Genomic DNA, 16642 nt, shown 5'->3' with positions numbered 1-16642 from the left:
GCCCCCGGGGGGGCGGGGGGGGGCGCCCGGGGCGCCCCCCCCGGGGGCCCCCCCGCCCCCCGCGCGGGGCGGGGGGGCCCCCCCCCCGGCCGGGGGGGGGGGGCGCCCCCCCCCCCGGCGGGTGGTGGAGCGGGTGGGCGGCGACGCCCGGATCGGGCTCGTGGTGTGCGGAGGCAATGCCACGGTGACCGACATGGCGGCGTGGGCGGACCGCTTCGGGCCGGCCTGACACCCGGCCCGTCCGGACTTCTCGGAAGAGCGTCGGCTCGGCTTCTTTGAAGGAGAGTCAGAATCCGGGCGGACGGGCGCCCTCGCTGAACGCACCCCGGGGCCCCCGACGTACCACTGGTCGAGCCGGAAGCCGGCGGTGCGAGCGAGGGAGGGCCATGGGCAGGGCGCACGTCTCCACACACGGGCTGGTCGCCGGACGCTACCGCCTGTTCGAGGTCGTCCGGCGCGAGACGAACCGTGTCTGCTGGTCCGGGGAGGACGCCACGACGGGCCACCCGTGCCTGGTCACGCAGATCGAGCTGCCGGCGGAAGGTGCCGGGGACGCCGCCCGCCGTGCCCCGGGCCGGGTGGCCCGCACCTGCGGGACCATGGCGTCGCTGTGCCCCGGACGGATCGCCGCGGTGCTGGACGCGGTGGTCGCCGACGGCACCCTGTGGACGGTGACCGAGTGGGTCGAGGGCGTTCCGCTCGCGGACCTCCTGGAGCGCGAGGGCGCCCTCGACCACGTCCGGGCGGCGCGCATCGGTCTGGAACTGCTGACCGTGCTGGAGGCGGCGCACGCCCACGGCGTGACGCACGGTGAGCTGAGCCCGGGCCAGGTGTACGTGCGCGAGGAGGGCACCGTCGTCGTCACCGGCTTCGGGCTGGCCGGAGCCACGCTCGTCCCCCGGCTGACCTCCCCCGCCTACGCCTCGCCCGAACAGGCCCGCAACGAGCGGATCGGGCCCGCCGCCGATCTCTGGACGCTGGGCGCGATCCTGTACACGATGGTCGAGGGCCGTCCCCCTTTCCGTGACCGGGGCCGGCCCGAGGCGACGCTCAAGGGGGTCGACCGCCTGCCGCTGCGGACGCCGGTGCGCGCCGGTCCGCTCGCCCAGGCCGTACGGGGACTGCTGCGCAAGGACTCCCGGGAGCGGCCGACCCGCCCGGCGGTACGCGCGGCCCTCGCCCGGGCCCTGGCGCAGGACCCCGGCCTCACCGCGAGCGAGGAGCCCCGGCCGGAACCGGTCGCCGCCTCCGCCGCCGCACCGCCCGCGAACCGCTGCCGGCCCCGGCGGCTCCCGGTCGTCGCCGCAGGCGCGCTGGCCCTCGCCGCGGTCGCGGTCGCCGCCCTCGCGGTCACCGGCCGTCTTCCCGGCACGGACGGCGGTGCCCCCGCGGACGCCCGGCAGCGTCCCCCGGCGCCCTCCGCGCCGCCACCCGGCTCCGCCACCCCCTCCTCCTCCGCCTCACCCACCGGGCGGCCGGGCGCGAGTGCGCCGGCTTCCCCGGCTCCGGGGGCCTCCGCCCCGGCCGGATTCCGCCGCTACGACGCGCCGGAGGGGTTCTCCGTGGCCCTTCCCGGCGGCTGGCGGCGACTGGACACCGCACGTGTTCCGGACGGCGCGTACCGGGTGGTCTTCGGCACCTCCGGAGATCCGCGCACCCTCGCCGTCACCTACAGCAGGCGCGCGGGCACGGACCCAGTGGCGGTCTGGCGCGACGACGTCGAGCCCGGCCTCGCGCGCTCGGGCGGCTACCGGCGGATCGGCGAGATCCGCGCGGTCACGTACCGGGGGCGCGAGGCGGCCGACATGGAGTGGCTGGCCCGGTACGACGGTGCCCCAGTGCGCACCTTCGGCCGCGGTTTCCTGCTCGGCGGAGGACGGAGCTTCTCGCTGCGCTGGACGACACCGGCCGGCGACTGGGGCGACACCGCGAACGCGCGAGCGCTCGCCGCCTTCCTCAAGACCTTCCGGGAGGGCGCGGCCTGACCCTCTTGCGCCCCGTTTCCCCCGGTTTTCCCTTCGGCCGGGCGGGGACTCGGCCGCCATGGCACACATCGGATACACCATGATGACCGAGCAGGCCGGACCGCGTGAACTCGTCGGCCATCTGGTACGGGCCGAGGAGGTCGGGTTCGACTTCTCGGTGACCTCGGACCACTACTTCCCCTGGCTGCGCTCGCAGGGCCACGCGCCCTACGCGTGGAGCGTGCTGGGCGCCGCGGCGCAGGCGACCTCCCGCATTCCGCTGATGACCTACGTGACGTGCCCGACGTTCCGCTACCACCCCGCGGTGGTGGCGCAGAAGGCGGCCACGATGCAGCTGCTGTCCCAGGGCCGGTTCCGCCTGGGGCTGGGCTCGGGAGAGAACCTCAACGAGCACGTGGTGGGCGGCGGATGGCCGTCGGTCGACGTGCGGCACGAGATGCTCCAGGAGTCCCTGGAGATCATCCGCGCGCTGTTCCGGGGCGGTCACGTGAACCACCGGGGCACGCACTTCGACGTGGAGTCCGCCCGGCTGTGGGACCTGCCGGAGGACCTGCCGCCCATCGGTCTCGCGGTCTCCGGGGAGCGCTCCTGCAAGCTGGCGGGCGAGTTCGCCGACCTGGTGATCGCCACCGAACCCAAGGCGGAGCTGCTGGAGTCCTTCGACCGGCACGGCGGCACCGGCAAGGCGCGCGTGGGTCAGCTGCCCGTGTGCTACGACCCCGACCGGGACGCGGCGATCGAACGCGCCCACTCCCAGTTCCGCTGGTTCGGCAGCGGCTGGAAGGTCAACTCCGAACTGCCCCACCCGGACTCCTTCGAGGCGGCCACCCAGTTCGTGAGGCCCGACGACGTCGCCGGGTCCATCCCCTGCGGCGACGACCCGGACGCCTTCGTGGACGCCGTGCGGCCGTACGTCGAGGCCGGGTTCACCGAGGTCGCGCTGGTGCAGATCGGCGGCGAGACGCAGCACGCCTTCCTCGACTGGTCGGAGAAGACCCTGCTGCCCGCGCTGCGGGAGGCCTTCGGCCGGGACTGAGAGATGACCTGGACGCATCACTCGAACGACCGAGCATCTTGCCCGTGGAGCGGGTACTAGAGGGCTTTACGTCCGTCCCCCTGGAGGCCCTCGTGAACACCGTCGTGCACAAGACCCTGGTCGTGCAGCTCCAGGCGGGCGAGGCCGCCGACCGGTTCCCCGTCCTCGCCCACTTCCGGTACGACGCGGCGGACCCGTTCGCCCTCTCCGTGGTCTTCAGCCACGACGGCCGGGTGCTCGCCGAGTGGGCGCTGGACCGGGAGATGGTCGGCGAGGGACTGACCCGCCCGGTCGGCGTCGGCGACGTGCGGCTGCGTCCCGAGTCGCGGGGCGTGTGGGACGAGCTGCGCATCGAGCTGCTCGGCAACGACCGGGCCGACGGGGACCGCCACCGCGCGGTGGTGTTCGTGTGGGCTTCGGCCGTGGAGTCCTTCCTGCGGGACACGCACGCGGTGGTCCGGCCCGGGGAGGAAGAGGTGTGCGTCGACGACTTCCTCGCCGGGCTGACCGCCGAGGGCTGAGGGACGACCGGCCGCCCGGCTTCAGCGTGTGGTGTGACGGTGCCGGGTCCACAGGGGGAGCCCGAACCAGCACAGCAGGTACCAGAGCACCACGCCGGTGACGAGGTAGGGCACGAAGCCGTCGTGGGTCGCGACGCGCAGGATCAGCAGGAGCGAGCAACCCGTCGTGGCGAGCAGCAGGACGAGGCCCAGCATGGTCAGCCGGGACGCCCACCGCACCGCCTGGGGTTTCACGCGCCGGCCGGAGACGAGGCGGTGCAGCGAGACCGGTCCGATCAGGGCGCCGGTCGTGACGGCCCCGAGGACCACGGTGATCAGGTAGATGGTCTGGTCGACGTCCGAGAGTTTCTCGTACTTCGGCTGGAACACCACGGTGAGCAGGAAGCCGAACAGGATCTGGACGCCCATCTGCGCGACGCGGACCTCCTGGATCAGCTCCGTCCACATCCGGTCGGCGCGCTCCTCCTCGGTCTCGTTGCGGCCCCTGCGCGGGACCTGCCCCTCTTCGGCCGGTTCCGAGTCCGAGTGCGTCACGTGTTCCTCCGTTGCCGGTCGCCTGCGTTCCCTTCCCCCTTCCCCGCGATCCCCGTCCTCAGCCGCCGCTCCGGTACGGCGACGTCCGGTTTGGGTGATCCGGACACGGTTACACGAGCCGGGAACGACCGAGGCGCGGCAAGGAAGGCGAAGGATGTCCGACACACAGCTCACCGTGACGTTCGACGGCGGCGGTATCGAGGACGCGCGGGCGATCGTCCGCGCACTGGAGGGCGTCTTCGGGGCTCCCGGCGACCTCCCCGCGGACGAGGGGGCGACGGTGCGCACCGCGACCTTCGACTCCCCGGACGCCCCGCGAGCGGCGTCGGACCCGGCGGCGGGCGGAACGCTGTCCACCGCGGTGACCGTCACTGTCCAGGGCACCCCCCAGGCGGTGGAGGCGGCGGCCCGGACCCTGTCCGGTGCCTTCACCGCGCGCGACGACGGAGCGGCCTCCGGCGACCAGGAGCGCGAACGGCAGTTGCTCCTGGTGCCGTGAGGCCGTCCGGCGCGTCGCGGACGCCTACCAGCGGCCCTCGACCTGGTCCTTGATGCGGCGGTCGTAGAGGTCCCGGACCGCGGCCAGGGTGTCCTCGGACAGCTCCGGCAGCCGGGCGGCGTCCGTGTTGGCGCGGGCCTGCTCGGGCGAGCGGGCGCCCGGGATCACACTGGTCACACCGGGCTGCTGGATGATCCAGCGCAGCGCCAGCTGGGCCGGGGCGTACCCCTCGGGCGCGAGCGCCGCGAACTCGGCGGCGGCCTCCACCCCGGTGGCGAAGTCGACACCGGAGAAGGTCTCCCCCTGGTCGAAGGCCTCGCCGTGCCGGTTGTAGTTCCGGTGGTCGTTGGCCGCGAAGACCGTGTCCCTGGTGTACTTGCCCGACAGCAGGCCGGAGGCCAGCGGCACCCGGGCGATGATGCCGACGCCCGCCTCCCGGGCCGCGGGCAGGACCTCGCGCAGCGGCTTCATCCGGAACGGGTTGAGGATGATCTGGACGCTGGCCACGTTCGGCCGGGCGATGGCGGTGAGCGCCTCGGCGCAGGTCTCGACGCTGACGCCGTACGCGGCGACGCGCTCCTCCTCGACGAGGGTGTCCAGGGCGTCGAACACCTCGTCGCTGGAGTAGACGGGCGTCGGCGGGCAGTGCAGCTGCACGAGGTCGAGGCGGTCGACGCCGAGGTTGCGGCGGGAACGGTCGTTCCACTCCCGGAAGTTGTCCAGCACGTAGTTCTGCGGGATCTGCTCCACCCGGCGGCCCATCTTGGTGGCGATGAGCACGTGCAGGTCGGGCCTGCTCGCGAGGAAGGTCGCGATGGTCTGCTCGCTGCGGCCGTCGCCGTAGACGTCGGCCGTGTCGAAGAAGGTCACCCCCGATTCGGCCGCCGCCTCCAGTACCGCGAGGGCCTCCTTGTCGTCCACGTCGCCCCAGTCGGCGCCCAGTTGCCAGGTGCCGAGGCCGACGACCGACGCGTGCTGATCCGACCTGCCGAAAGTACGCTCGTCCATGGCGTCAGTCTGTCATCCGCGGTGCGCGGACACCGCGTCGGGACGCCCGGGGCGGTCCGGCCCGCCGGCGGTGGCGAGCCTGCGTGCCTGCACCGTGCGCGCGATCCTCGGGCCCAGCCGGCGCTTGACCCGGCGCAGCGTCTCCAGCCGGCCGGCCGCCCGGTCGAGCCGGTAGTACAGGCGGGGCGGGAGGTACGGCAGCAGCGGCGAGTGGCGCTGGCCGAGCAGGGCGAACATCTCGTCGGGCGGCAGGTGGACGTAGCGGGGCAGGTTCTCGTACCACTGGGCGCTGAGCCGGGCCGCGCTCTGCACCGGGAGCAGGGCGGCCCGGCGTTCGCGTTCGTAGTGCGCGAGGGCGTCCGGCAGAGCGGCCCGCTCGCGCAGCGCCGCGGACAGCGTCATGGCGTCCTCCAGGGCGAGCGTGGTGCCGGCGCCGATGGAGTAGTGCGTGGTGTGCGCGGCGTCGCCGAGCAGCACGAGGTTGCCCCGGGACCAGGTGCGGTTGGTGACGGTGCGGAAGACGGGCCACGCGGTCCCGGCCCGGCCGGACGGCCGGGCGGTGAGCGGGTGCCCGTCCAGCACGTCCGCGAAGAGCTTCTCCAGCAGGACCAGCGCCTCGGCCTCGCCGGCCCGGTCCAGGCCCAGGCCGGTCCAGGTGGCGGGGGCGCACTCGACGACGCAGGTGCTGCCTTCGGGGCCGTAGCCGTAGCCGTACGCCCAGATCCAGCCGTGGTCGGTCTCGACGAAGGCGAAGGTGAAAGCGTCGAAGGCCTTGGTGGTGCCGAGCCACACGTAGTGGTTGCGGCCGCCGGTGATCCCGGTGCCGAAGTGGTCGGCGTGATGGGTGCGCAGGGCGCTGCCCGCGCCGTCGGCCGCCACCACGAGGTCGGCGGCGGGCGGCGCGGCACCGGTGACCGGGCTCTCGAACTCCAGGCGTACGCCCAGGTCGCGGGCGCGTGCCGCGAGGATCGCGAGGAGCCGGTGGCGGCCGATGCCGAAGCCCTCGTCGCCCTGGTGCCGGGTGGCCCGGTCGCCCACGTGGGCGACGCCGTCGCGCCAGCGCACCGAGTGCTCCTCGACGGCGCGTGCGGAGACCGGGTCGTGCTCGTGCAGCCGGTCGAGCAGCCCGCGCCAGTAGGTGACGCCCCAGCCGTAGGTGGAGCCCTCCGGGTCGCGTTCGTGGACGGTGACGTCGTGGGACGGGTCCTGCCGCTTCAGCAGGATCGACAGATACAGTCCGGCGGGCCCACCGCCGACGCAGGCGACCTTCACACACACCCCTGGTATGCACTCATCACGGTCATTCGGGACCGCAGAGTAACAAGGGGGAGGCACGGGGCCGGTGCCACGCGGCCGTGGGTCGGCGCGCGTTACCCGGCGGCCGCCGTGCGGCACTCCGGGTGGCCCCAGCCCTGGTCGTTCTTGGCGATCGGCTCGCCGGCCCCGTAGGAGCGGCCGCACAGGCAGCGTCCGGCGAACTTCGCCTTGATGGTGCGCGCGGAGGAGCCGCCCTTGCGGGCCGCGCCCGCCCCGCGGCGCGGGGCCCTGCGGGCCGCCGGGACGTCCGGTGCGGGCGGCGGCTCCGGCGAGCCGAGACCGCTGCCCGCGGGCTCCTGGACGACGGCCGCCTGGCTGGCGGCGCGGTCGGCGAAGTCGTTGAGCCGGTCGCCGTCCACCTGGTGGGCGGGTACGTAGCGGAACTCGACCGAGCGTCCTTCGAGCAGCTCGTCGATGCGCACGACCAGCTCCTGGTTGGCGACCGGTTTGCCGGCGGCCGTCTTCCAGCCGTTGCGCTTCCAGCCGGGCAGCCAGGTGGTGACGGCCTTCATGGCGTACTGCGAGTCCATGCGGACCTCGAGCGGCACCTCGGGGTCGGTCGACGCCAGCAGGCGCTCCAGCGCCGTCAGTTCCGCGATGTTGTTGGTGGCCCTGCCGAGCGGACCGGCCTCCCAGCGCACCGGGGTCTCCGACGCGTCGGCGAGCACCCAGGCCCAGCCGGCCGGACCCGGGTTTCCCTTCGAAGCCCCGTCGCACGCGGCCACTGCACGTTCACGCATGCGCTCGATCATGTCATGGTCCGGCGGGGCCCCGGGACCGGGCTCAGGAGACGTCCGTGACCTTCGGCATCTCCCCTTCGGTCGTCGTGGTGTCGATCACCGAGAAGCTCGCGCCCTGCGGGTCGCTCAGTGCGGCGAACCGGCCGAACGGGGTCGTGACCGGGCCGAACCGCAGGATGCCGCCGAGCCCGGTGGCGCGGGCCACGGCCTCGTCGCAGTCACCGACGGTGAAGTAGACGTTGATGTAGGGCGGTACCTCGGGCGGGAAGTCCTCCGTCATGGCCATGCGGCCCAGGACGGGGTCGCCGCCGAGGTCGAAGAGGCGGAAGTCCACCTGGTCGTCCTCCATCTGCCGAGCCCGGTAGGGGAAGACGGCCGGGAAGAAGGCGTCCGAGGTGGCGGGCTCGCGGGTGAAGACCTCGGCCCAGCAGTACGCGCCGGGCACGGCCGTCGCCTCGAAGCCCTCGTGCGCGTCGCCCTGCCAGACGCCGAAGACGACGCCGCCGGGATCCCGCGCCAGGCACATGGTGCCGAAGTCGCCGACCCGCATCGGTTCGAGGAGCAGCTCGCCGCCGGCCCCGCGGATCCGGCCGGCGGTCGCCGCCGCGTCCGGGGAGGCGAGGTAGAGGCACCACTGGGACCGCTCCTCGCGGCCGGGCGGGGGCGGGACCACGGCGGCCACCGCCTTGCCTTCCGCGTAGCACTGCGTGTAGTTGCCGAACTCCGACGACGTCTCGCCGAAGGTCCAGCCGAGGACGGCACCGTAGAAGGTCTTGGCTCCCTCCACGTCGGTGAACATCGCGTCGGCCCAGCAAGGGGCCCCTTCGGGTCGCACGGCCATGGCTGCCGCCTCCTGTACGGACGGACGAGGGTGGGATGCGAGGGGGGACCGGTCCGCTTCTTCACGCTAGCCACCGCGTCCGCGCTCCGCGCGCCGGCGGCCGGCCCGCCGCGGGGTCACTCCCCCGCGTAGGCCCGCTCCAGCGCGGCGATGTCGAGCTTGCGCATGGACATCATGGCCTTGTTGGCGCGTCCCGCCCTGGCGGGATCGGGGTCGCGGAACATCTCTTCGAGCCTGCGCGGGACGACCTGCCAGGACACCCCGAACCGGTCCTTGAGCCAGCCGCAGGGTCCCTCCTCGCCACCGCCCTCCGTGAGCCTGGTCCAGTAGTGGTCGACCTCGTCCTGGTCGTCACAGGTGATCTGGAAGGAGATCGCCTCGTTGAACCGGAACTCCGGGCCGCCGTTGAGCCCCACGAACTTCTGGCCGTTGGCCGTGAACTCGACGGTGAGCACGGTGCCGGCGGGCTGGTGCGCTCCCTCGGGGTAGCGGGTGACGGCGCCGATCCCGGAGTTCTTGAAGACCGAGACGTAGAAGTGCGCGGCGTCCTCGGCCTCGCCGTCGAACCACAGGCACGTGGTGAATCCGTCGCTGCTCATGACTGCCTCCTGGGGGCGGAACACACGGTCACCTCTGTCGACCGGCGCGGGCCGCCGAACTCATCGCTCTGCCGATGGCGAATCTGCCGCGGGCAGAGAAATGCCCGGTGGGGGCCGCGACGGACCGAGAGTGGGAGAGCGCGGAGCGTTCGGCCGCGCACCACGGTCGCCGGCCGCACCACCCGCCACGACTCGACACCCCCGACACCACTCGACAAGGAGCGCCGATGTCCCCACTCATCTCCGGCCCGGCCGCACTGCCCAGGGCAGAGGAGGGCGACACCCCCGCCACCCGGTTCGACGACCGGCTCGCCGAGCAGCTGCTCGACCAGCGGATCGTGCTGCTGGGCACGCAGGTCGACGAGGTCTCCGCGAACCGGGTCTGCGCCCAGCTGCTCATCCTGTCCGCACAGGACCCGCGCACCGAGATCAGCCTGTACATCAACAGCCCCGGCGGCTCCGTGCACGCGGGGCTCGCCATCTACGACACGATGCGGCTGATCCCGAACGACGTCTCCACGCTCGCGATGGGGTTCGCGGCCAGCATGGGCCAGTTCCTGCTGAGCGTCGGCACGGCGGGCAAGCGCTACGCCCTGCCGAACGCGCGGATCATGATGCACCAGCCGTCGGCGGGCATCGGCGGCACCACCGCCGACATCGAGATCCAGGCGGACAACCTGGACTTCACCAAGCGGACCATCGAGCGGATCACCGCCGAGCACACCGGGCAGAGCCCGGAGACCATCTCCCGGGACGGGGACCGCGACCGCTGGTTCACGGCCGAGGAGGCCAGGGAGTACGGAATGGTGGACCACGTCGTGCAGTCCCTCACGGATGTGCGCCCGGCCGCCACCAAGCGACGGATGGGGCTGTGACATGGGGAGCTACACGATTCCGAACGTCGTCGAGCGGACCCCGCAGGGCGAGCGGTCCTACGACGTGTTCAGCCGGCTGCTGTCGGAGCGGATCATCTTCCTGGGGACCGAGATCGACGACGGCGTGGCCAATGTCGTGATCGCCCAGCTCCTGCACCTGGAGTCGTCGGCCCCGGAGAGCGAGATCGCCGTCTACATCAACTCCCCCGGCGGCTCGTTCACCTCGCTGATGGCGATCTACGACACGATGACCTTCGTGCAGGCGCCGATCTCGACGTTCTGTGTCGGGCAGGCGGCGTCCACGGCCGCCGTGCTGCTGGCGGCCGGCGACCCGGGGCGGCGGTTCGTCCTGGAACACGCGCGTGTCCTGCTGGGGCAGCCGGCCAGCGGTGGGCGGCAGGGCACGGTCTCCGACCTGGCGCTCCAGGCCAAGGAGATGGTCAGGATCCGCTCCCAGGTGGAGGAGGTGCTGGCCCGCCACACGCACCACGACGTCGCGGCCCTGCGCGCGGACATGGACCGCGACAAGGTGTTCACCGCCCAGGAGGCGGTGGCGTACGGGCTGGCCGACGAGGTGCTCGCCCGGCGGCTGGCGCGGGTCTGAGCGGCCGGGCCGGCGCCCCGCCCGGGGCAGGGCGCCGGCCCGGGCGGGCGGGGCGCCGGCCCGTGCGAGGCGGGCGCCGACCCGTGCGAGGCGGGCGCCGACCCGTGCGTCTGTTCAGGCGGCCAGGCACATTCCGTCGAAGCGCGCGCCGGACGGCCCCCGGCCGGTCCTCGCCGCCTGTCCCGCACCGGTGTGCCGGGAGGCGATACGGATCAGCTCGCCCTGCGCGCGGGACAGCAGGTCCGCGAGGCCGAGTCCGAGGGCGCCGGCGGCGGCGGCCAGAACCTCCGAGGACGCCTCCTTGCGGCCGCGCTCCACCTCCGACAGGTAGGGCATGGAGATCCGGGCGGCCTCCGCGACCTCCTTCAGCGTGCGCTCCTGTCCGAGGCGTTCACGCCGCAGTACGTCCCCGATCAGGTCGCGCCACAGGGGCTCGCGCACGGTGGGCGGCCGCCGCTCCGGGGGGACCGGCGGGCCGGCGGGACGGGTCCCGGGGCGCGCGGCCTGCGGGCGCAGCGGAATGACGCGGGCTTCGTTCGGCACGTGGCTGGTCACCTCCTCAGCCTAGGGTCCCGGCCGGATCACGGAAGGGGGCGGCGTTCCGCCCTCAGGGAAATCGAGGCGGGACCGCGGGGTGCCGGCCACCTCCCGCAGGACTACCCTGGACAGGTACGCAGCGCCCCGCGAAGACGCCGCGGCACGCACATCGCGCCTCCCGTGAAATCGGGTGGCATGAGTTGCCGCGACCCGGGTACCCGCAAGCGGGAATCAGCCTAGGGAGACGTCCAACCGTGACTTTCGTGGGAGAGGTAATGGAGACCGCCGTGGTCCGGCCGGAAGCGCAGGTCGTCGAGAAGACCGCCGGGAGCGGGACGGGTGAGGGATCGCCACTGGGACAGGTGGACCCCCGCACCGTGGCTCCCCGCGACGCGCGACAGCTGTCCCGCCAGTTCTTCCGGCGTCTGACGGAGCTCGAAGAGGGCACGCACGAGTACCAGTACGCGCGCAACACGCTGATCGAGATGAACATGTCGCTCGTGCGCTTCGCCGCGGGCCGCTTCCGCGGTCGCGGGGACGACATGGAGGACATCGTCCAGACCGGCATGATCGGCCTGATCAAGGCCATCGACCGCTTCGAGCTGTCCCGCGAGGTCGAGTTCACGTCCTTCGCGCTCCCCTACATCGTCGGTGAGATCAAGCGCTTCTTCCGGGACACCACCTGGGCGGTGCACGTGCCGCGACGGCTCCAGGAACTGCGTGTGGAGCTGGCCAGGGCCCGCGAGGAGCTCTCCTCCCGGCTGGACCGCGAGCCGACCGTCGCCGAGCTGGCCACGCTGATGAACATCAGCGAGAGCGAGGTGGTCGAGGGCCAGATCGCGGCCAACGGCTACAACTCCTCCTCGCTGGACGCCGCCCTCACCGGCGACGGACCCGAGGGCGGCGAGTCCGTCCTGGCCGACTTCATCGGCATGGAGGAGGACGGGCTGCGGCTGGTGGAGGACTTCCACTCGCTGGCCCCGCTGATGGCCGAGCTGAGCGAGCGCGACCGTCAGATCATCCACCTGCGGTTCGTCGAGGAGGCCACGCAGGCGGAGATCGGTGAGCGGCTGGGCTGCTCCCAGATGCACGTGTCCCGGCTGATCAAGCGGATCATCACCCGGCTGCGCGAGGGCATGCTGGGCGAGCTGGGCTGCGCCTGAGCCCCGGCCCCGCGGTGACGACGGTGCCCTTCACTCCTCGGTGAGGGGCACCACGGCGCGTACGCGCTTGCCGACCGGGACGCGCTCCACGACGACCGTCTCGACCAGGGCGTGCACGATCTCGAGGCCGTGCCGGCCGATGCGCTCGGGGTCCCGGGGGAAGCGCTCCGGTACGGCGCCGCTGCTGTCGTAGACGGTCACCGCCACCGAGGTGCCGGTGCCCTCCAGCTCCAGGATGTACGGCCCCATGCTGTGCCGGTCGGCGTTGGTGACCAGCTCGCTCACCACCAGGAGCACCGCGCCGTCGGCGCGTGGACCGATCGTGGAGCACCACTCGGTCCTCAGCTGGTCGAGGAAGAGCGAGGCGAAGGCCCGCGCCCGCGCTATGCATCCCGGCTCGCCGGAGTAGTGCGCCGCCCGCCTCAGCGGTTCAACGGGTACGTCGAAACCAGTCGGTATCACTGCCCCGTCCAGGTAGTCGGTCATGCGTTTCTCTCTCGAAGCCGGACTCGCCGGACGCTGCTGCATCTGCCCCCTACCCCGAACCGCGCGTCGCAGTCCCCGTCTCCTCGCGGTGCGGGCATCGTCACAGTGCCGCGGGGAACCCGGAGGAGCGAGAAGGGTGTGCGATCGGGATCGGGGAAGGGTGTGCGATGAACGAACTGATGGCCGCACGAAGCCTCACCACCCGGCCGGTGGTCACCCTCGGCGGCGATGCCGTCGCCCACGTCAAGGACACCGTATGCGACGCGTCCGCGGGCCGGATCACCGGTTTCACCCTGACCGGGCGGGGCCTGCTCTCCGGCCCGCTCAGAGAGGGGCTGCCGTGGTCGGCGGTGTACGCGCTCGGTCATGACGCGGTGATGATCCGGGACCGGCGCGGTCTGGTCAACGCGGCGGTGATGACGGCGGACCAGCAGAACCTGCGGGCCCGGCTGCTGGGGGCCAGGGTGCTGACCGAGGCGGGCGCGGAGGTCGGCACGGTGCTCGACGTCGTGGTGGAGGGCGGCACCGGTGGACGGGTGCTCGGCTTCCGGGTCGCGGCGAACAGGCACTTCGTGCCGGGTCCCTCCCGGCACCGGCGGCGGGTGTACGTGCCGCGCGGGCAGACGCTCACGGTCAGCGGCCGGGCGCTGGTCCTGCCCGAGGACGCCGTCCGGCACGTCGCGGACGACCTGAACGGCTTCACCGCCCTGGTCGGCGGAGTGCCCGGCCACTGGAGGGGCTCGCTGCCGTGATGCTGTTCACCGAGGTGCGCGGGCTGCCCGTACTTCCGCCGGACGGGGCCGGGCCGCTCGGCACCGTGACGTCCCTGACCGTCGACGTCGTGTCCGGATCGGTCAGTCATGTCCGGTTCCGCGACGGCCGGTTCGGCCGGGAGAAGGCACTGCCGTGGGACGCGGTGCACACCGTCGGGCCCGGCGCCGTCCGCGTCCGGTCCGTCACCGTCCCCGATGCGGAGCCCGCCCACCACGAGCTGCTGGGCCACCGGATCCTCTTCGACACGGGCACCGGGCACGGCACGGTGCTGGACGTCGCGTTCGACCCCCGGACGGCTCGCCTCCTCGCGCTGTTCACCACGCGCGGGGAGCTTCCGGCCGACCGCCTGCTGGGCCTCGGCGACTACGCGCTGGTCGTACGCCAGGGCTGAGCGGCAGCCGGACCTGCTGCGAGCCGTCGCGCCGTGCCGTCCCGCCGCGAGCCGTCCCGCCGTGAACCGTCCCGCCGCGAGCCGTCTTGCCGTCCGGCGCGCGGACGGCCCTTCCGGCGGGCGTGCTCCTCGGCGGCTGCATAGCGTGTCAGCGTGAGTTCGCACAACCCACCGGACCCGCCCGTCCCGCCCCGACCACCCGGCCCTCCGCGACCGCCGGGCGCCCCCGGATCACCGGGCTCTGCCGGGCCCTCCGGCCGGGCGGTCGCCCGTCACGGCTGGGCGCAGGCCCTGGGCACGGTGCTCGCCGCGCTGCTCGCGATGGGGCTGGTGGCCGCGCTCGGACTGTGGGCGGCCGGGGCCGCGGACCTGCCCGACGGTGCCTTCCCGCGGGTCGTCGTCGCGACCGTCGTCACCGCCGTGGGCGGCGCGCTCGAGATGTCCGGCGACGCGGGCGATCTGGCGGCCACCGACGCGGGGCTGACCGTGATGCCGCTGTCCGTCACCCTGACCGGTGCGCTGGTCGTCGCCCGGGGCTTTCTGCGGCCGCTGCGCCACCGGACCGTCGCCGGCGCCGGGGAACTGGCCGGCTGGGCGGGCCGGATCGCCGTGCTGTGGCTGCTCGCCCTGCTCGGGACGGCGTTCGCCGCGCGGCAGACCTTCGAGGTCTCCCTCGGGGAGGGCCTGCTGGGCGACCTCGGTGACCTCTTCGACGTCACCCCGACGGTCGGCTTCACCACGGACGTGCCGCTGACCGTCCTCTTCGGCCTGCTGTGGCTGGCGGGGGTACTCGTCCTCGCTCTGCTGGTCTCGCGCTCCGCGCCGCTGCCCGAAGCGCCGGCGCGGCTGCGGGCGTCGGTGCGTCCGGCCGCGTACGCGATGGTCGTGCTGCTCCTAGCGTACGTCGTCCTCGGTGCCGTCGTCGCCCTGGTCGTCGCCGCGACGCGGGACCGTCCGGCGGACACCTTCGCCGTGCTGCTCCTCGGGCTGCCGAACCTGGCCTGGCCCGCCCTCACGATCGGTCTGGGGGCGACCTGGAACGGGCGGGCCGAGGGGCCGTTCGGACTCCCGATGCCCCAGGTGCTCGACGACGTGCTGCGCACGCCGGACGTCTCGACCGTGAACCTGGGCACGCTCACCGAGCGCGACGGGCGGCTGTGGTGGCTCCTGGTGGCCGCGGCGGTGCTGGTCCTGGCGGCCGGGTACCTGATGGCGTCCCGCTCGCCGGTCCGGACGCCGGCCTGGCTGCTGGGGGTGCGCATGGCGGTGGCCCTGGCGCTCACGGTGCTGATGATCGGCCTCGTCGGACGGATCTCCGCCCACTACGGGCTGTCGGTGCTCGGCATCGGCGACCTGGGCGGCGGACTGTCCGGGCGGTTGTTCCTGCGGCCGCGCCTGTGGGGCGCGGTGGGTCTCGCGCTGCTGTGGGGTCTGGTCGCCGGGTTCCTGGGCGCGCTGCTCGCGCGGTGGACGGGCGAACGGTCCGGCCGGGGTCCGCGCTGAAATCCGGCGAGGGCGGCGTCGCGGAGGGTTCAGGCGACGGGGACGACCAGGGGCGGGGCGGCCCGCTGCATGCGCAGCGCGTCCACGGACTCGGCCATCAGCTCGTACTCGGTGGTCTCGTCACTGGTCGCGATACGCACCAGATGCCCCGCGGCCAACTCGTCGGCGACCAGATCCTGCTGTACGTCGTCGGCGCACCAGATGCGCAGCATGCGCGGCACGTCGGGCGCGTCGTCGGCGACGGGGGTCAGGGCGCCGCGCGGTAAGTGGGGGGTCTCGGGCTGCGGATCGAGCCGTTCGGCGATCCACGCCGCCCGGTCCCGCAGCCACCACAGGGCCAGGGCGAGGGTGGGCGCCCGGTAGGTGCCCAGCGGGACGCCGATGCGCCGGCCGTCGCAGACTCCGTAGGCGGTGACGTGGCACAAGAACTCGTCGTGCACTGCTACCCTCCCCCGTCACCGAACCGCCTGCCGGTCCGGCATGACGTCCGTGCGGCTCGTGTGCTGTGCGTGAGGGCGCTGTCGCGTGGTGTGAGAGGCCCTAGTGGTGAGTATGTTCACGACTGAACCACTGTCACCATGAATTTCCGGCCAGTCTCCTGGCATATTCACCACGATTGATGGCCGAAACGCTGCGCCGTGGCGACGGCCGGGTCCCGCCGCGCATCGCCTCCCCGCGCCGCCCTTCGCGGCGGAGCGCCATGACCCCGCGGGTAATCGACGGCGCCGACGGGTGCGGGCATGGTTGCGGTACCGGGTCGCCGGGACCGGAACCCGGCCCCTGACCAGCACACATCCCCTCGACGGAGGCTGATCGCCATGTCCGCACCCACGCGCCGCTTCGAGAACGCCGTCGCCCGTTACTTCGAGGCCTGGAACGCCGCGCCCGACGCGCGGGCCAAGGCGGTCGCCGCGGCCTGGACCAATGACGGCGGCTACACCGACCCGCTGGCCGACGCCCGCGGCCACGAGCAGATCGCGGCCGTGATCACGGCGGTGCACGAGCAGTTCCCCGGCTTCGTCTTCCGCCTGTCGGGAGTGGTGGACGGGCACCACGACACGGCACGCTTCTCCTGGGAGCTGGTGAACGAGGCCGACGGCTCGGCGCCCGTGGCCGGGTCCGACGTGGTCACGCTGGACGAGGAGGGCCGTATCCGGGACGTCTACGGCTTCCTCGACCGGGTGCCCGCCGGAGCCTGAACCGCCCGGCGGCACGCGCGGGCCCGGGTC

Annotated in this window: 20 protein-coding genes and 1 pseudogene; 12 read left to right on the top strand and 9 right to left on the bottom strand. The window is 73.4% G+C overall.

Annotated features, from left to right (window positions below):
• Nucleotides 1-85: 85 nt before the first annotated feature.
• The 4 genes and pseudogenes from ACIBCJ_RS28580 to ACIBCJ_RS28565 form a co-directional block, all read left to right on the top strand.
• Nucleotides 86-229 (top strand): annotated as a pseudogene (locus tag ACIBCJ_RS28580) (threonine/serine dehydratase); the annotation flags it as partial.
• A gap of 157 nt (nucleotides 230-386) precedes the next feature.
• Nucleotides 387-1985: a serine/threonine-protein kinase gene (locus ACIBCJ_RS28575; RefSeq protein ID WP_365979881.1), complete on the top strand. Its 1599-nt coding sequence runs from the start codon at nucleotides 387-389 to the stop codon at nucleotides 1983-1985.
• Nucleotides 1986-2043: 58 nt separating this feature from the next.
• Nucleotides 2044-3021 (top strand): LLM class F420-dependent oxidoreductase, encoded by a 978-nt coding sequence (locus ACIBCJ_RS28570; protein ID WP_362095733.1) that lies wholly within the window; start codon nucleotides 2044-2046, stop codon nucleotides 3019-3021.
• A gap of 92 nt (nucleotides 3022-3113) precedes the next feature.
• Nucleotides 3114-3542: an SsgA family sporulation/cell division regulator gene (locus tag ACIBCJ_RS28565; protein ID WP_362096732.1), complete on the top strand. Its 429-nt coding sequence runs from the start codon at nucleotides 3114-3116 to the stop codon at nucleotides 3540-3542.
• Nucleotides 3543-3563: 21 nt separating this feature from the next.
• Here the strand turns inward: ACIBCJ_RS28565 and ACIBCJ_RS28560 are convergent, their stop codons facing one another.
• Complete coding sequence (locus tag ACIBCJ_RS28560; RefSeq protein WP_362096735.1) at nucleotides 3564-3989, bottom strand: DUF6328 family protein; 426 nt, start codon at nucleotides 3987-3989, stop codon at nucleotides 3564-3566.
• A gap of 241 nt (nucleotides 3990-4230) precedes the next feature.
• On the opposite strand from ACIBCJ_RS28560, the gene ACIBCJ_RS28555 reads away from it, so the two are divergent.
• Nucleotides 4231-4575, top strand: coding sequence for a hypothetical protein (locus ACIBCJ_RS28555; RefSeq protein ID WP_365979880.1), 345 nt, complete (start codon nucleotides 4231-4233; stop codon nucleotides 4573-4575).
• A 24-nt stretch (nucleotides 4576-4599) separates the two neighbouring features.
• Here ACIBCJ_RS28555 and ACIBCJ_RS28550 read toward each other — a convergent pair whose 3' ends face one another.
• From ACIBCJ_RS28550 to ACIBCJ_RS28530, 5 genes are all read right to left on the bottom strand, one after another.
• On the bottom strand, nucleotides 4600-5583 hold the full coding sequence (locus ACIBCJ_RS28550; protein WP_365979879.1) for an aldo/keto reductase: 984 nt from the start codon (nucleotides 5581-5583) through the stop codon (nucleotides 4600-4602).
• Nucleotides 5584-5595: 12 nt separating this feature from the next.
• The gene (locus ACIBCJ_RS28545) at nucleotides 5596-6855 is read right to left on the bottom strand and encodes an FAD-dependent monooxygenase (RefSeq protein ID WP_362095742.1); all 1260 of its coding nucleotides are present in this window, start codon (nucleotides 6853-6855) and stop codon (nucleotides 5596-5598) included.
• A 98-nt stretch (nucleotides 6856-6953) separates the two neighbouring features.
• Nucleotides 6954-7652, bottom strand: coding sequence for a ribonuclease H (locus ACIBCJ_RS28540; RefSeq protein WP_365979878.1), 699 nt, complete (start codon nucleotides 7650-7652; stop codon nucleotides 6954-6956).
• A gap of 31 nt (nucleotides 7653-7683) precedes the next feature.
• Nucleotides 7684-8481, bottom strand: coding sequence for a VOC family protein (locus ACIBCJ_RS28535; protein WP_365979877.1), 798 nt, complete (start codon nucleotides 8479-8481; stop codon nucleotides 7684-7686).
• 116 nt (nucleotides 8482-8597) lie between these two features.
• The gene (locus ACIBCJ_RS28530) at nucleotides 8598-9080 is read right to left on the bottom strand and encodes a VOC family protein (protein WP_362095751.1); all 483 of its coding nucleotides are present in this window, start codon (nucleotides 9078-9080) and stop codon (nucleotides 8598-8600) included.
• A gap of 227 nt (nucleotides 9081-9307) precedes the next feature.
• Here ACIBCJ_RS28530 and ACIBCJ_RS28525 point away from each other — a divergent pair, with 227 nt between their 5' ends.
• Both ACIBCJ_RS28525 and ACIBCJ_RS28520 read left to right on the top strand, forming a co-directional pair.
• Nucleotides 9308-9955 carry an ATP-dependent Clp protease proteolytic subunit gene (locus tag ACIBCJ_RS28525; protein ID WP_133886618.1) on the top strand — a complete coding sequence of 216 codons (648 nt, stop codon included), beginning with the start codon at nucleotides 9308-9310 and terminating at the stop codon, nucleotides 9953-9955.
• A 1-nt stretch (nucleotide 9956) separates the two neighbouring features.
• Nucleotides 9957-10559: an ATP-dependent Clp protease proteolytic subunit gene (locus tag ACIBCJ_RS28520; protein ID WP_362095754.1), complete on the top strand. Its 603-nt coding sequence runs from the start codon at nucleotides 9957-9959 to the stop codon at nucleotides 10557-10559.
• Between the two features lie 114 nt (nucleotides 10560-10673).
• On the opposite strand, the gene ACIBCJ_RS28515 is transcribed toward ACIBCJ_RS28520, so the two are convergent.
• On the bottom strand, nucleotides 10674-11114 hold the full coding sequence (locus ACIBCJ_RS28515) for a helix-turn-helix transcriptional regulator (RefSeq protein WP_365979876.1): 441 nt from the start codon (nucleotides 11112-11114) through the stop codon (nucleotides 10674-10676).
• A 257-nt stretch (nucleotides 11115-11371) separates the two neighbouring features.
• Between ACIBCJ_RS28515 and ACIBCJ_RS28510 the strand changes: the two genes are divergently transcribed.
• The gene (locus ACIBCJ_RS28510) at nucleotides 11372-12259 is read left to right on the top strand and encodes an RNA polymerase sigma factor SigF (protein ID WP_362096738.1); all 888 of its coding nucleotides are present in this window, start codon (nucleotides 11372-11374) and stop codon (nucleotides 12257-12259) included.
• Between the two features lie 30 nt (nucleotides 12260-12289).
• Here the strand turns inward: ACIBCJ_RS28510 and ACIBCJ_RS28505 are convergent, their stop codons facing one another.
• Nucleotides 12290-12745, bottom strand: coding sequence for an ATP-binding protein (locus tag ACIBCJ_RS28505; RefSeq protein WP_133886621.1), 456 nt, complete (start codon nucleotides 12743-12745; stop codon nucleotides 12290-12292).
• A 167-nt stretch (nucleotides 12746-12912) separates the two neighbouring features.
• Here ACIBCJ_RS28505 and ACIBCJ_RS28500 point away from each other — a divergent pair, with 167 nt between their 5' ends.
• The 3 genes from ACIBCJ_RS28500 to ACIBCJ_RS28490 all read left to right on the top strand — a co-directional run bounded on the left by ACIBCJ_RS28500 (nucleotide 12913) and on the right by ACIBCJ_RS28490 (nucleotide 15413).
• Complete coding sequence (locus ACIBCJ_RS28500; RefSeq protein ID WP_362095761.1) at nucleotides 12913-13497, top strand: PRC-barrel domain-containing protein; 585 nt, start codon at nucleotides 12913-12915, stop codon at nucleotides 13495-13497.
• Nucleotides 13494-13910: a PRC-barrel domain-containing protein gene (locus tag ACIBCJ_RS28495; protein ID WP_362507075.1), complete on the top strand. Its 417-nt coding sequence runs from the start codon at nucleotides 13494-13496 to the stop codon at nucleotides 13908-13910. The genes ACIBCJ_RS28500 and ACIBCJ_RS28495 overlap by 4 nt, the downstream gene beginning before the upstream one ends.
• Nucleotides 13911-14063: 153 nt before the next feature.
• Nucleotides 14064-15413 (top strand): streptophobe family protein, encoded by a 1350-nt coding sequence (locus ACIBCJ_RS28490; RefSeq protein ID WP_362507072.1) that lies wholly within the window; start codon nucleotides 14064-14066, stop codon nucleotides 15411-15413.
• Nucleotides 15414-15442: 29 nt separating this feature from the next.
• On the opposite strand, the gene ACIBCJ_RS28485 is transcribed toward ACIBCJ_RS28490, so the two are convergent.
• On the bottom strand, nucleotides 15443-15853 hold the full coding sequence (locus tag ACIBCJ_RS28485) for a hypothetical protein (RefSeq protein ID WP_362095770.1): 411 nt from the start codon (nucleotides 15851-15853) through the stop codon (nucleotides 15443-15445).
• 378 nt (nucleotides 15854-16231) lie between these two features.
• Between ACIBCJ_RS28485 and ACIBCJ_RS28480 the strand changes: the two genes are divergently transcribed.
• On the top strand, nucleotides 16232-16612 hold the full coding sequence (locus tag ACIBCJ_RS28480) for a nuclear transport factor 2 family protein (RefSeq protein ID WP_362095773.1): 381 nt from the start codon (nucleotides 16232-16234) through the stop codon (nucleotides 16610-16612).
• The last annotated feature ends 30 nt before the right edge of the window (nucleotides 16613-16642 follow it).

Origin of the sequence: Streptomyces sp. NPDC051136 (assembly GCF_044455745.1) — a bacterium.
Taxonomy (GTDB): domain Bacteria; phylum Actinomycetota; class Actinomycetes; order Streptomycetales; family Streptomycetaceae; genus Streptomyces.
The sequence above is the reverse complement of the archived record's forward strand: the minus strand, read 5'-3'. Positions and strand labels throughout refer to the sequence as shown.